The sequence below is a fragment of the Bacillus sp. FSL E2-0195 genome, from assembly GCF_038003645.1.
Lineage (GTDB): Bacteria > Bacillota > Bacilli > Bacillales > Bacillaceae_G > Bacillus_A > Bacillus_A mycoides.
This window is the reverse complement of record NZ_JBBOPN010000001.1, coordinates 4,768,018-4,781,772: the sequence shown is the minus strand read 5'-3', so window position 1 is coordinate 4,781,772 and position 13,755 is coordinate 4,768,018. Positions and strand designations below refer to the sequence as shown.

Annotated in this window: 17 protein-coding genes; 12 read left to right on the top strand and 5 right to left on the bottom strand. The window is 35.3% G+C overall.

Features of this window, described 5'->3' with window-relative positions; translation table 11 throughout:
* Positions 1 to 50 precede the first annotated feature (50 nt).
* Both MHH59_RS24830 and MHH59_RS24825 read left to right on the top strand, forming a co-directional pair.
* Complete coding sequence (locus MHH59_RS24830) at positions 51 to 815, top strand: TIGR01457 family HAD-type hydrolase (RefSeq protein WP_002089349.1); 765 nt, start codon at positions 51 to 53, stop codon at positions 813 to 815.
* A 112-nt stretch (positions 816 to 927) separates the two neighbouring features.
* On the top strand, positions 928 to 1,458 hold the full coding sequence (locus tag MHH59_RS24825; RefSeq protein ID WP_340852621.1) for an iron ABC transporter substrate-binding protein: 531 nt from the start codon (positions 928 to 930) through the stop codon (positions 1,456 to 1,458).
* A 32-nt stretch (positions 1,459 to 1,490) separates the two neighbouring features.
* Here MHH59_RS24825 and MHH59_RS24820 read toward each other — a convergent pair whose 3' ends face one another.
* Positions 1,491 to 2,072 (bottom strand): NAD(P)H-dependent oxidoreductase, encoded by a 582-nt coding sequence (locus MHH59_RS24820; protein WP_002129727.1) that lies wholly within the window; start codon positions 2,070 to 2,072, stop codon positions 1,491 to 1,493.
* A gap of 286 nt (positions 2,073 to 2,358) precedes the next feature.
* Between MHH59_RS24820 and MHH59_RS24815 the strand changes: the two genes are divergently transcribed.
* The 3 genes from MHH59_RS24815 to MHH59_RS24805 all read left to right on the top strand — a co-directional run bounded on the left by MHH59_RS24815 (position 2,359) and on the right by MHH59_RS24805 (position 6,704).
* A complete protein-coding gene (locus MHH59_RS24815; protein ID WP_002129726.1) occupies positions 2,359 to 3,147 on the top strand; it encodes an ABC transporter ATP-binding protein in 789 nt (262 codons plus the stop codon).
* Positions 3,131 to 5,704, top strand: coding sequence for an FtsX-like permease family protein (locus tag MHH59_RS24810; RefSeq protein WP_340852616.1), 2,574 nt, complete (start codon positions 3,131 to 3,133; stop codon positions 5,702 to 5,704). The genes MHH59_RS24815 and MHH59_RS24810 overlap by 17 nt, the downstream gene beginning before the upstream one ends.
* A 520-nt stretch (positions 5,705 to 6,224) precedes the next feature.
* The gene (locus MHH59_RS24805; RefSeq protein WP_002015903.1) at positions 6,225 to 6,704 is read left to right on the top strand and encodes a GNAT family N-acetyltransferase; all 480 of its coding nucleotides are present in this window, start codon (positions 6,225 to 6,227) and stop codon (positions 6,702 to 6,704) included.
* Between the two features lie 19 nt (positions 6,705 to 6,723).
* Here the strand turns inward: MHH59_RS24805 and MHH59_RS24800 are convergent, their stop codons facing one another.
* Complete coding sequence (locus MHH59_RS24800) at positions 6,724 to 7,215, bottom strand: phosphatidylglycerophosphatase A family protein (RefSeq protein ID WP_002015902.1); 492 nt, start codon at positions 7,213 to 7,215, stop codon at positions 6,724 to 6,726.
* Positions 7,216 to 7,335: 120 nt separating this feature from the next.
* Here MHH59_RS24800 and yutH point away from each other — a divergent pair, with 120 nt between their 5' ends.
* Positions 7,336 to 8,337 (top strand): spore coat putative kinase YutH, encoded by a 1,002-nt coding sequence (gene yutH / locus MHH59_RS24795; protein ID WP_340852614.1) that lies wholly within the window; start codon positions 7,336 to 7,338, stop codon positions 8,335 to 8,337.
* A gap of 59 nt (positions 8,338 to 8,396) precedes the next feature.
* Here the strand turns inward: yutH and MHH59_RS24790 are convergent, their stop codons facing one another.
* Both MHH59_RS24790 and MHH59_RS24785 read right to left on the bottom strand, forming a co-directional pair.
* Positions 8,397 to 8,612: a hypothetical protein gene (locus tag MHH59_RS24790; protein WP_001137788.1), complete on the bottom strand. Its 216-nt coding sequence runs from the start codon at positions 8,610 to 8,612 to the stop codon at positions 8,397 to 8,399.
* A 190-nt stretch (positions 8,613 to 8,802) separates the two neighbouring features.
* Positions 8,803 to 9,039 carry a NifU family protein gene (locus tag MHH59_RS24785; protein WP_000431159.1) on the bottom strand — a complete coding sequence of 79 codons (237 nt, stop codon included), beginning with the start codon at positions 9,037 to 9,039 and terminating at the stop codon, positions 8,803 to 8,805.
* Between the two features lie 206 nt (positions 9,040 to 9,245).
* On the opposite strand from MHH59_RS24785, the gene MHH59_RS24780 reads away from it, so the two are divergent.
* Positions 9,246 to 9,554, top strand: coding sequence for a YuzD family protein (locus MHH59_RS24780; RefSeq protein WP_000248590.1), 309 nt, complete (start codon positions 9,246 to 9,248; stop codon positions 9,552 to 9,554).
* A gap of 52 nt (positions 9,555 to 9,606) precedes the next feature.
* Positions 9,607 to 10,401, top strand: a complete 795-nt coding sequence (locus tag MHH59_RS24775; protein ID WP_340852613.1) for a nucleotidyltransferase domain-containing protein — start codon at positions 9,607 to 9,609, stop codon at positions 10,399 to 10,401.
* A gap of 350 nt (positions 10,402 to 10,751) precedes the next feature.
* Here MHH59_RS24775 and MHH59_RS24770 read toward each other — a convergent pair whose 3' ends face one another.
* A complete protein-coding gene (locus MHH59_RS24770; protein WP_340852610.1) occupies positions 10,752 to 11,228 on the bottom strand; it encodes an SMI1/KNR4 family protein in 477 nt (158 codons plus the stop codon).
* An 89-nt stretch (positions 11,229 to 11,317) separates the two neighbouring features.
* Between MHH59_RS24770 and MHH59_RS24765 the strand changes: the two genes are divergently transcribed.
* The 4 genes from MHH59_RS24765 to phnA all read left to right on the top strand — a co-directional run bounded on the left by MHH59_RS24765 (position 11,318) and on the right by phnA (position 13,733).
* Positions 11,318 to 11,572, top strand: a complete 255-nt coding sequence (locus MHH59_RS24765) for a DUF7660 family protein (RefSeq protein WP_340852606.1) — start codon at positions 11,318 to 11,320, stop codon at positions 11,570 to 11,572.
* A gap of 36 nt (positions 11,573 to 11,608) precedes the next feature.
* Positions 11,609 to 11,983: a hypothetical protein gene (locus MHH59_RS24760; RefSeq protein WP_078422104.1), complete on the top strand. Its 375-nt coding sequence runs from the start codon at positions 11,609 to 11,611 to the stop codon at positions 11,981 to 11,983.
* Positions 11,984 to 12,336: 353 nt separating this feature from the next.
* On the top strand, positions 12,337 to 13,110 hold the full coding sequence (locus MHH59_RS24755) for a DUF2628 domain-containing protein (protein WP_078422108.1): 774 nt from the start codon (positions 12,337 to 12,339) through the stop codon (positions 13,108 to 13,110).
* 281 nt (positions 13,111 to 13,391) lie between these two features.
* On the top strand, positions 13,392 to 13,733 hold the full coding sequence (phnA, locus tag MHH59_RS24750) for an alkylphosphonate utilization operon protein PhnA (RefSeq protein WP_002089332.1): 342 nt from the start codon (positions 13,392 to 13,394) through the stop codon (positions 13,731 to 13,733).
* Positions 13,734 to 13,755 lie beyond the last annotated feature (22 nt).

The window sequence follows — 13,755 nt, the reverse complement described above, 5'->3', positions numbered from 1 at the left end:
AAGAGTGGTATGATAGATGAGAACGTTAGCATAGAAGGAGAGACAAACAGATGTATAAAGGCTATTTAATTGACTTAGACGGTACAATGTATCGCGGTGAAGAGCAAATTGAAGAAGCAAGTGACTTCGTAAAAGCATTAGGGGAGCGCGGTATTCCATATTTATTCGTTACAAATAACTCAACTCGTAAACCAGAACAAGTTGCAGAAAAGCTTGTTCGTTTCGATATTCCAGCGAAAGCGGAGCAAGTATTCACAACGAGTATGGCTACAGCGAACTTTATTTATGAGCGCAAACAAGATGCAACTGTATATATGATTGGTGAAGAGGGCTTACACGCTGCACTTGTGGAAAAAGGCTTTGAACTTGTGGATGAAAATCCTGATTTCGTCATTGTTGGTTTAGATCGCGATATCACATATGAAAAATTAGCAAAAGCGTGCCTTGCTGTGCGTAACGGTGCAACGTTTATTTCAACAAATGGGGATATCGCAATTCCGACTGAGCGCGGATTATTACCAGGTAACGGTTCATTAACATCAGTTGTTGCAGTATCAACAGGTGTGGACCCAATCTTTATTGGTAAACCAGAATCAATCATTATGGAACAAGCGTTAAAAGTGCTTGGCATAGGAAAAGAAGAAGCTTTAATGGTTGGGGATAACTACGATACAGATATTTTAGCGGGGATAAATGCTAGTATGCATACCCTTCTTGTCCACACTGGAGTAACAACTGTGGACAAGTTAACAGAATATGAAGTACAACCGACGCAAGTTGTGCACAACTTGACGGAGTGGATTGAGAAGATGTAATGAAATGCAGGTAACCGGAAGAGGTTGCCTGTTTTTTTATGCACAATTGCATATGTACTATAGGGATTTAAAATGTAAAATTTATATATAATGATGAGAAGGGGGGATAAGAGTGTACTGGATGTCATGTATTATGTTTATTTTTACATTATGTGTTTTATTCTTTGTTCTATGGAAGATATATAAAATAAATGAAATGAAAAAAAGCGCGGGAAAGCTTATTGCAGCATATCCTCGGGTGAAACGACGTTGGATTGCCTTACTTGGACCAGTGTACTTTATCGGACAATGTATGTATATATATGCTCAATACGTAAGTGGTGATATTGGTACATTTGAACAGTTTCTCATTCAGTCAGGTAGTTATGCTGTAGCAAGTTGTTTTATGATTTTAATAGCGATCAATCTTATTAAAAGTGTACAAATATATGGAAAAGGTGTAATAGACGGATTGAACTATTATTCATACGAAGAATTAAAAGGCTATAAAACATCAACATGGGAAAATCCAAAAGAAAATATATTTTTATATCGCGGGCGAGAAAAAATGAATGATAATGTGAATTTACTTATTAGACAGGAAGATATGAATGAATTAGAAAGCATTCTTCAAAGATATATTCCGAAATTGATGATGAAATAAAAACTCCGGTTGTTATAACCGGAGTTTTTTTATTAAAACGCACGATTCACTACGTCTTTAACTTCTTCAAGATATTGTTTACGCACACTGTCATCCACAGAAGGAACACTTGTGTAGAATGTATGTTCCAGTGTTTCAATGCCTGTAAATTCAAAAATACCAGCATCAGTTGTTTTTTTCATTGCATCAAACATACCGCCTGCTGTGTATACTTCTTTCGAATTTCCCATCGTAGATAATAACAATCCTTTTTTACTGCTTAATAACTTTTCAATACCATTCTCACCGTAAGCATAAGCGAAGCCGTGGCTAAATACACGGTCAACGTATCCTTTTAAAATAGCAGGAAGACCCGCCCACCAAACTGGGTAAATGAATGTAATACTATCAGCCCAAGAGATATGCTTTTGTTCTTCTTTAATATCTTCTGGTGTGTTTCCTTGGGAAAATGAGATGAAATCGGAAGCACCTAATACTGGATTGAAGTTTAATTCGTATAAATCACGAACGCGTACTTCATGACCTTTTCCTTCTAATTCACTTTTTACAGTTTCTAAAATTGCATGGTTGAAGCTTTCTGTATTCGGGTGTGCATAAACGATCACATGTTTCATTGTTCTTCCTCCTAATTGTGGATATGTGAATAGTTTTTATATATTCGTGTAATTATTATGGTTACTTCCGTTGCGAGAGTCAACTTTTCTGACGTGAGAAATAAAGTGAAATTTTAATAGGTGGGGGGTGTCCATCCCGCACTGATTATTTGCTCACACTAATCGGGCACTTACTGCCGGTTAATATAAATGTTAGTATGTGACAAAAAAATACAAAATAGTAGGTATTTTGCATTTTCGAATAGAATATATAGATTGGTAAATAGAGAGAAAAGGGGATATCGGGATGAATATTATTGAAATTGAAGGGTTAGAAAAATCGTTTGATATTGGGGATAGTAAAGTAAAGATCTTAAAAGATATTAATGTTCAAATTCAAAAAGGTGACTTTGTTTGTATTATGGGGGCAAGTGGATCGGGTAAAACGACTTTACTTCAGCTGTTAGGTGGATTAGATATTCCATCGGTAGGTAGTATTCGAGTTGATGGTACGGAGATTTCAACATTAAAAGAAAAAGAGCTCGCTTTATTTAGAAGGCATAAAATCGGTTTTATTTTTCAGCAGTTTAATTTAATTCCAGTGTTTAATGCGGAGGAAAATGTAGGGTTGCCTTTACTATTAGATAATGTTTCGCAAAAGAAGGCAACGGTGACAGCAAATCGTTTATTAGAGCTCGTTGGATTGAAAGGAAAAGAAAAGCATTTACCAGCACAGTTATCAGGTGGGCAACAGCAAAGGGTTGCGATAGCAAGAGCTTTTGCAAATGAGCCGGCTATTATATTAGCAGATGAGCCAACAGGGGCGTTAGATTCAGAAAACAGCAAAAATATTATCGCGGCACTTCGCAATGCATGTGATGAATTAGGGCAAACAGCTGTCATTGTAACGCACGATCCGTTCGTAGCGGCCCATGCTGATAAAGTCGTTTTCTTATTAGATGGTGAGGTGATTCATGAGCATACTGAAAGTAAAGGGTGGAAATTTCGAAATATCCCGCAACAAGTTACTCAAATTCAAGAGATTATGAATCGTCACTTTAAAGTAGGAGGTAAAGGTGATGCGATGGGTAATTAAGTATGCGGTAAAATCGATGAAACAAAATTGGTTGCGAAATATGTTGATTGCCCTCGGTGCAGCTTTAGGTGTTATGTTAGCGACGATGTTATTACTAGGTAATCAATCAGTAGAGCAAAGTGTGAAGGAACAAGTAGTAAGTCGGTATGGAGATTATAATTTACAATTTGGCTATATAAAAAATGACATGTATTTAAATAATGAAAGTTTAAAAGGAATAGATGGCTTAGAAAATGCTGAAAAAATATCAAAAGCACTTATACCGTATCCTTTTCCACATTATAAAGAACTATCGGGAAAGCCATCTTATTGGGGTGTTGAGCAAGATTCTCCAGAAATGCATTCTTATAAAATATTAGAAGGACGATATCCGAAAGAAGGTGCTGAAGTAGCACTGACAAAAGGGTATACAGATCGTGAAAATATACGGGTAGGAGATACGATTAAACTGCCATTCCCGCAGCATGGTGAAAAGGCTGTGAAAGTTGTCGGTATTTTAAATCCACCGTTAATGGCGTCAATGGGGCATAGTGCTTATTTTCCAATCCATTGGCTTCAAAAAGAATTAAATTTACCAAATCAATTCAATCTTGTTCAAGTGAAAGTACAAGATGTAAATGTGAAAAAAGCAATTGCTTTTGATGTACATAAAAAGATTGAAAATATAAAGGTAGACCAACGTACTTATGTAGATAAGGCATTTGAACGACTAAATGTAATGAAGCCATTAATTTTTAGTTTAGGTGGTATTGCCTTATTTGTTGTAGCCCTTTTAATAATGGGAAGTTTCTTCTTATCTGTCAGAAGTCGATTTAAGCAATGGGCATTATTACGTGCACTTGGTAGTAATCCAAATCAAATTATATTAGTCGTTTTATTAGAGGCTTTATGTATTGGGGCAATCGGATCACTAGCAGGAGTTATTCTTGGAGCAGGTACGCAAACAATCGCCGCATCATTTATTAATAAATGGGTGAATATTGAGGGGGCAGGGAAAGAAGCATTCTCGATTTCAGGCGAGATTTTACTCATTACGTTTTTACTAGGGATTGTTATGTCTATCATAGGGGCTATTATACCAGCCTTTATGGTTAGAAAGATTCCACCAGTTCAAGCGCTTAGGCCAGGTCTTCCTAGTAATGAGAAAAAAGAAAAAAGGTGGAGTGCTTTTAGTGGTAGCATTTTAATCATTGGTAATGTTATTGGACTAGCGGGTAACGTATTAGAGCGATATATCGGTTTTAATCCAAGTGCGATAGGTGCGCTGTTATTTGCGGTCGGTTTGTTATTTGCGATTCCGTTATTTATTCGGATGATAGCACCAGTGATTGCAAAACCACTTCAAATGATATTACGAATTGAAACGACGATTAGTAGCCGAAATGTAATTCGTTATCGAAATAAGGCAGCTGTATCGGTTGCTATACTAGCATTTGGTTTTATGTTAGCACTTGTTGGAACGATGTATATAAACTCTATTTACGAAGGGATGAAAGATGGGTTACAAAAACATTTACCAGCTGATTTAGTAATAAGAATTCCAATAGAGTCGCAAAGTACTGAAGTATTACCATTTAGTTGGATGGAGAAGGTTAAAAAAATTGATGGTGTAGAAGAGAGCGTAGCAAATGTTACTGACTTTACAGCGAAGCTTATAAATTATGATTTTAAAAAAGCGGATCAAGAGTGGTATGAAAATGTGAGGAAAGATGATTTTGAATATGATGTGATAGAAGTTGTGGGGAATGATATTGTTGCTTATCAAAAAGTAACAAAAGCGAAAGTGATTACAGGACAAGATTTAAATAAGCCATTACAAGATGGTGAGGGAGTCGTTACGAAGAGAACTGCTAAAACATTAGGGATTCAGTTGCATGATACGATTGAAGTACAAGGAAAAGGGAAAGAAAAACAAACGATTAAAGTCGTTTCGATTATTGAGAAAGGATTAAGGGGAAGAGGATTAGACATTTTCGTAAATGAACAATGGGTTCGTGATAAGTTTCACGTGCAAGGATATGAAGCAATTCAAGTTATGACAAATTCTAATCAATCATTTGAAGAGATTAAGAAGCAAGTAAAACAAATTACAAATAATAAAGAGAACGTAGAAGTTATTAATAGCCATGATTTATTAAAAGAACAGGAGCAGTTATTATCGCAAATGATGATGTTAATTCGCTTGTTAGTTGTAATTGTTTTCATTATTTCTGGTATAGGGTTAATGAATGCGATTGTCTCAAGTTTACATGAAAGACGTGCTGAAATTAGTATGATTCGTGCGGTAGGAGCTATTCCGAAGCAAATGAGACGGATTGTTTTATTAGAGGGCACTTTACTTGGAGCGATAGCTGGTTGTATTGGGGTTTTAGGTGGAATTGTATTTAGTTATATTGTGTTATCAAGCTTAGAGTTAACGGTTATTATCATTCCGTATAATCAAGTTTTAATATTGGCACTAGCTAGCATTATACTCGGAGCAGGAGCAGCAATGATTGCTTCATTACAATTAAGAAAGTTTAAATTGAGTGATACTTTAAAGGAGTTATCAGCATAAAAGATTATTATATCCCGCTCATACAAAGTACAAAGAAGACGAATAAAATGATAACAATACCGATACCAAAGTTAAATACAAGAGTACTATCCATATATGTAACCTCCTTGTTTGAAAGTAAAAAGCACTCTGGCTGGAGTGCTTTTTATTATCCGAATATGTCGCAACGAACGCCGCAACATATAGAAAGGGAATAATGCGTTTAAAGAGTTATATTAATTTATGCATTAATTTTGTAAATGAGCAGGTCCTGCTCAGGTATAGAAAAAAGACACTCTTTCGAGTGTCTTTCATGATGACAAAACGTGCCAATTGCTTGAGTTTGATAAGACGTTAATTTTCCGGTTAACAGTCTTTCTTAATCAAGAAGTGTAACAACAGCGATTCAAATAGATTTTAGCATTTTTTAAAGGGGTGTGCGTATGTAACTATGCATATTACGATTAGAGGAGAATCAAGTTTGGAAATGAATGAGTAAATACATATAGATTAGTAGAGTATTTGATAAGGAGCGAGATGAATGGATATACATAAGTTAACAGAAGAAGAAGCGAAAGAAATAAATACGTGGAAGTATGAAAATCCCTATACGTTATATAGCTTTTCGGGAGATGCTGAAGTAATAGAAGAGTTGCTAGATGGAACGTATTACGGTTGTTGCGGAGAGAATGGAGAATTCATCGGCTATTTTTGTTTTGGAGAAAATGCACAAGTGCCAGGGGGAAGAGATGCTAATTTATATAGGGGAGAAGATGTAGTAGATATTGGGCTTGGAATGAAGCCGGAGTTAACAGGGAAAGGGATGGGAGAAATATTTTTTCAAGCGGGAATAGCATTTGCTACTGAGGAATTGAATTCGAAAATGTTTCGACTGAGTGTAGCGACATTCAATAAGAGAGCGATTAGGCTATATAAAAACATTGGATTTCAAGTGGGACCTCTTTTTTTGAGCCGTGGAAGAGAGTTCATGCTTATGGAATATGAAAGGCCGTCAGTATGAAACTGACGGCCTAGACCCCTTATTCCGAATGCTCAGCACGGTGCGCTAAACGACTTGAAGCAGCGGCAGCGATTCCGCCAACGATATCATCAAGGAATGTATGCACCTTTCCAGTTGATTTATCATTTAAGTATTCTAAAATACCTGGTTTTAATTTATCGATATATCCAAAGTTCGTGAAGCCAATTGACCCGTACACGTTAACGATTGAAAGTGCGATGACTTCATCAATTCCATATAGTCCTTCATCGCGTTTTACGATATCTTGTAACGGCTGACTTAACATTCCTTTTTCAGCAAGGACATCAAGTTCAATGCCTGTAATAAGAGCGTTTTGTACTTCTCGTTTTGATAGTACACGCTCAACGTTATAGCGACATTCTGACATCTCTAAATTTGCATGGTATTTCTTTTGAAGAAAATGAACAAGATCAGCAATATCGTCAATTGTAACACCGCGCTCTTGTAATAGTTGTAATGCTCTTTCTTGTAGTTGATTTGAGTCTTTCATGTTTATCACCTTTTTTTCTTTTTAGTATTTGTATACGTTTCGTTGCTTTATCATGTGCATAGGAATGAAAGGCGAGCACAAGCTCATATATATAAAGAAAAACCATAGGTGGCGACTGCGATGATTCAGCATATTTATGAGCATTATCACATGCATGTTAAAGAATTAATCCCCCTTGGCCCCTATAAAAGCTTTTGGATTCGCAACAAAATTTATGTACTTGTTCCAATTGGAGAAATGGAGGAAGAAGTACTTGTAGAGATGAAAAAGCTCAGTGATTATATGAACCAGCAAGGGGATATAACTGTTTCGACTTTCGTTCCGACTATACACGGCTACTATGTAAGTGAGATAGAAGAAAAAAATTACTGCTTATTAAAAGGTATGCGTATGTTAGAGCGACATGCTACATCATTAGGAAGTGAGCTTTCTATATTCCATAAACGTGGCGCATTCTTTCCAGAAGAAGTTGAGCAATTAAGCCGCATTGGTGAATGGAAAGCATTATGGGAAAAAAGGCTCGACCAATTAGAAAGGTTTTGGCAATCGCAAGTGATGAACCATCCTTTAGACGTATTCGATCAATTGTTTATTGAATCCTTCCCGTATTACTTAGGAGTTGCAGAAAATGCAATTCAATATGTTGTCGATACAGAAATGGATGATACACCACAAATAACTGACGCAGCAACAATTTGCCAAGAACGATTTACACCTTTATTATGGCAGCAAACGAAGCGTTTAAAACTTCCTTTTGATTGGGTATATGATCACCCAAGTAGAGATATAGCAGAATGTATTCGCTATATGATGATAGAAAAAAAGAAAGATTGGGAGCAAACGGTAGTTCAATTCATTACAGATTATGAACGTAATTATTCGCTCTCTTCATTTGGTTGGCGCTTATTATTCGCAAGGCTTCTGTTCCCGCTTCACTACTTTGAAACAATTGAACGATATTATCAAACAGGAAACGAAGAACAAAAAGGCATATATAGAGCCCGTTTAGAAATCATTTTACATGATGTGAAGCGCACTGAGCAATTTATGAATCATTTTTACGAGTCATTTCGTTTACCTGTTGATAAGTTAGGCATTAGGAAATTAGATTGGCTGTCTTAAAATGAAAAAAGAGACCGGGTGAGGTCTCTTTTTTATATATCACAATTGTATGTAATACATTATGCCCCTACCTGTTGATCTGCACATATATTTAAAATGAATTGATGTCTTTCGATTTTTTCATTTACTTTACTCAATAATTCTTGCTGGATTTCTTTAAATAAAAATTGATAACTTGCATTCCATGTTGGTATAACGGATGAAAGGTCTAATAAATACTCTTTTTTCTTTTCTAGTTCTTGAATTGTTAAGAAAGTGTTCCCCATTCTTGGCATGTGTCGTCCCCCTATGTTTTTTTCTGTATATGTGTGAACGATTCTATAGTATTAATTATCGCATTTTTTGAGAAGGATTTCCAATTTTGTTTTATGATGTTAAAGGGGAAGTGTTATTTGAATAAAAAAAGAGACCCATTTGGGTCTCTTTCTAGGAAGCGATTCTGAACGAGCCGCTTCTGCTTTTAGATTAAAATACTTGTTCTACTTCAATAACGCCTGGTACTTCTTCAAGTAGTGCGCGTTCGATACCAGCTTTTAGTGTGATTGTAGAACTTGGGCAGCTTCCGCAAGCACCCATAAGGCGTAATTTTACGATACCTTCTTCAATGTCTACTAATTCAACGTCTCCGCCATCGCGAAGTAAGAATGGACGTAATTTATCTAATACTTCTAATACTTGTTCTTGCATATGTGGGTTTTCCATTTTTATCGACTCCTTTCATCAGTTTTATTATAATCAAGATAGAGGGGAAAATCTATTTTTTCTGTTCTTGTTTTATTGTCGAAATTTTTTATCATGTTTACAACGTGTTTTTTCAGTATAGGGGTAGGGAATAAGTTTGTAAAATGATGTGCTTATGTACTAAGACATCTGAATATACTGTTGAAACAAGAAGCGGGGGAGAAGAAATGGTTAATGTGCAAGTGTATGGGACGAAAGTAATTTGTGCGAGCTGCGTTGGAATGCCATCTTCAACAGAAACGTTTGAGTGGTTACAAGCGGCGATTGGTCGTAAATATGAAGGACAAGAAAATAAATTTAATTTCGAGTATATTGATTTTCAAGAAGAACAAGAAGATGAAGATAAAAAAGCATTCGCAGAGCGCGTAGTGGAAGAAGATCTATTTTATCCGGTCGTTCTTGTAAATGGAGAAATTGTTGGAGAAGGAAATCCTCGTTTGAAGGATGTTTACGAAGAAATCGAGAAATATTTATAAAGCAGGAAGCCTTTGCGAATTTGCGAAGGCTTTTTTTATTGGAGGGATAGATGTGGAGAATGGAATAAAACATGCTTTACCAGAAGAAGTAAAGCAATTAATGGAGCAGTACATAGTAGAATTAAAAGAAATTTTTTCGGATGAAAAAATAGTCGGGGTATATATTTACGGATCAATCGCGCTAGGAGCATTTCATATAGAAACGAGCGATGTTGACTTTGTTACGGTAATAAGTGATTCCGTGAATGAAGCTGAAAAACAACAAATTATAGAACTGCATAAAAAAAATAGTAAAAGTACGTTAGGTAAAAGAATGGATGGTATGTATATTCCGCTTGCTGATTTAGGGAAATACAATGATGAAATGAATGCGTACGTGTATTGTGCAGATGGTAAGGCTGATATTGGTCATTGGGATATTAACGCGGTCACATGGTGGACATTGAAAAATCAAGGTATTACAGTTAGCGGGAAAGAAGTAGAAGACCTTTCCTTTCAAATAAAGTGGGACGATGTAGTAAATACAATGAAATACAACGTAGAACATTACTGGCTTGAAAAAGCGAAGCGTCCTTATTTATTTTTCATAGAAGAATGGGTAGAATCAGCTGTCGTTACGATGGGACGTATTTTATATACGTTAGATCATGAAACAATCGTTTCAAAAGATAGAGGATTACAATACTTATTAGAACGTTCAGCGAAAGAATGGGAGCCTTTATTAAAAGAGGTAGAGCGAATGCGAAATAATCCAAAGGGAAAGCGCAAGCTCTCTATTTGGAGGAGGGCTGATATGACGAAGAGGTATTTGCTGTGTTTGATTGAAGAGTGTAGGGGGAAGTGGTAGGTGAATAGTAAAAGCATCCTTCATATAAAGGATGCTTTTACTATTTTTATATAATGAAAAAGTACTTTGCAAGGAATGAGAAGTCGAAAGATAATCTAAAATATGGATAGTTTCATGTGAAACATTATGCAATAGACTGTTCTTTTTGATGTTTATCCCGCATTAACGGGCAGTAAGACTCTCACTTCAAAATTCGGCTGGAGCAAAGAAGGTAGTTGGGAGATCAACTGCCCGTAAAAGCCCGATTGGTGAAGGCTAATAATCAGTGGTGGATGAACAAAACCCCCACTGATTAAAGTTTCACTTTATAATGAAATCTTGCACTATTGCGCACTCCTTTAGAGATAGGTTTACTCTTCATCTTCATCATAATTGTATGTAGTTAAATTTTGTAAGAAAGTTTCAAAGTTAGGTGCTAATTCAATAATTTCCTCAAACTCATTATCGATAAATATAACTGGAGGATTTTCAGCTACGTTTCGATAGTCTAGTGCAATCCACGTATGTCCGTCACCAGATAAAAGCACGATATTCTCAGGCGTGTCCCATTCCTGAATTAAATAATGGCTCTCTAAAATACTAGATTCATTTTCATCAAAAGAAATGCCATATAATCCAGAAACATTAACGTGATCGTCTGCCCAAGAATTTGGCTCTGAAGTAGGATGAGCATCTAATCGAAGAGTTCCTCCGTTTTGTTCTTTTAGAAGATTTATGTACGATTCTGGGAGCTTTACGTTTAGTACTTCTTCTGCTTTTTTTATTAGTTCGTCGTTAATAGGTGCTAATTTTAAATAGTCATCTTCTGCCCAAAGTGTAGTCTTCATATTTGGTCACCTCAAATAATAGTTTTAAGAATCTTATTTCATATATTATAGTTAGTTTAAATGACGAGCAATAGAAAGGGGGAATGAATATGGATATATTCAAATACCTTGATCATGTGAATTCTAAGGAAGACTTGTTGAAGTTTCTTGTATATCTTCAAAAGGATTTCAAAGTGAATCAAGATGAATGGGAGAATATAGAGGTAGAGACTTATTTAGAGGCATTACATGGTTGGTTAGGTGCTTATGAAGGTGTTTATATAAATCAAGGGGAGAAGCTTCCAGAAAATATTCCATGGAAGTTTATTGCCCAGATGTTGCTTGCAGCAGCTTATTATGAATAAAATTAAATTTTTAAAAGATCTAATGGAGAAGATATTATGATTAACCACAATAAAATTAAACAACTTTTAGCACATGTAGATCGCGCTGAGGATAATGAAATTGAGTTAGAGTGCGAATTTGAACCTATGACAATCGAATTATTTAATAGTGAAGAAATAGAAGAAGGACAACTTGGTTATAGCTTTGATGAGGGAGGGCAAAACTTAGTCGGAAATGAAGAGGGAGATTGGAAAGACGGGTGGATTGTAATTGGGATAGATTCTTATCTCGGAGACCCGATCTTTGTAGATAGTAATGATGAGAATTGTCCGGTTTATACAGCTATGCATGGTGAGGGAGATTGGGAGCCAGAATGTATAGCTAAACGTATAGAAGATGTTATTGAGAAAGTGAAGGGTAATGTGGGATAGTTGTGTAAGTGGAAATATGTTTGAAATAGTAGAGAGCTAATTTGTGAAGTCTCTTAAGTCGAGATTTTAGGCTAGGTCATATTACAATAGTAGTTTAATAGGAGAAGGGTGTTTCAAAATGATTTTGATACATCCTTTTTTGCGAATATACAAGATGTTTAACGTAGTGTATTAAATATCTTATATATGAGTATTCTAATATATTTAATAGTAAAATGGAATATAGAATGGATAATTGTCGGAATGTATTCGATTTTTGTTCATTTTTATGAAATATAACTATTTTTTGTTAGATTCCTTCTTTTTATAGATATACAATAAAGTTATATAGAAATAAGAGAAGGATGATGTACGTGAAGGACACTGTTTTACAGGAAGCGATAGCTCCTAAAGAGTTACATAAAGTTGTGAGAAATAATACTGCATATTACGACTTTAAGTGGGGGAAAGCAAAAGATCCCGAGAAGGGAAATAGTTGGAACTGGATAGCCTTTTTCTTCCCATTATTGTGGTTAGCTTATCGCAAGATGTATAAATTATTTATTATTATTGCATTAGTAGGAGTTCCTACTTTAATTACCTCTGTTTTTATAGATATCCCGATGTGGATCGATTTTATTGTTTATTTCGGAACTATGCTATTTACTGGATGGCAAGGGAATCGTTTATATTACAAGCATACAGTTCGTGTTTTACATAAGGCAAAAGAGTTATCTGATGCACAACACAATTATTACTTCCAAACAAAGGGTGGCACTCATGTTGGGATTATGCTTGGATTAAATGCGTTATTATTTGTAGTATTTGGTGCAGCTGGTTATGGGTTATCGTATTTATCGACGGAACCAAATATAAAAGATGTAGTTCGTTTAAGTGATGAAGGGATTACATTGGAAGTTTTTACTGATGATCCAAAATGGACGTATGTAAAAAAAGAAGGACGTTTTGATATAGTAGAATTTACTGGTTATGATTATGAGGAAAAAAAGGATGTAAAGGTTAAGTTCGCTGTGTATTTAGATAAACAGAGATTTGAATGGAAAGAAATTTATTTAAACGATAAAAAGTTAAATGAAGAAGAAGCAGAAGAGTATCAATTTTATATTGAAGAAAATGCCTGGTATTAATATAAATAGATAATGATGTATCGCAAAAAGAAGAGTCTAATGAAGATTCTTCTTTTTATTTATGAGAAAGGATATGTAACAAGAAGAGAAAAACATTAGTAAACAAACGCCATACTAATTGAAATTTTGTAAAATACAATAAAAAATGAGAATTTGAGGTAGGCTTGTCAATAACGTGAGACTATGGCAGTATAAAGAAATGCTATACAAATTTTATTTATCGACATGTAAAAATCCGATTTGATTTTTACGTATAAATAATGAACGGAGGAAATGAATTTATGGCTACTTTACCAAATTGTCCAAAATGTAATTCAGAATATACGTATGAGGATGGCGCTCTTTTCGTATGTCCAGAATGTGCCCATGAGTGGGGTCAAGAAGCGGAAGCTGAAAGTAATGATGGTGCAAAAGTTGTAAAAGATGCGAATGGAAACGTTCTTCAAGATGGCGATGCTGTTACTGTAATTAAAGATTTAAAAGTAAAAGGAACTTCTTCAGTTGTAAAGATTGGTACGAAAGTAAAGAGTATCCGTCTAGTTGAGGGAGATCACGATATTGATTGCAAAATCGACGGTTTCGGAGCTATGAAGTTAAAATCACAGTTCGTTAAGAAAGCGTAAGATTAGCAAAGAAAAAAGACGC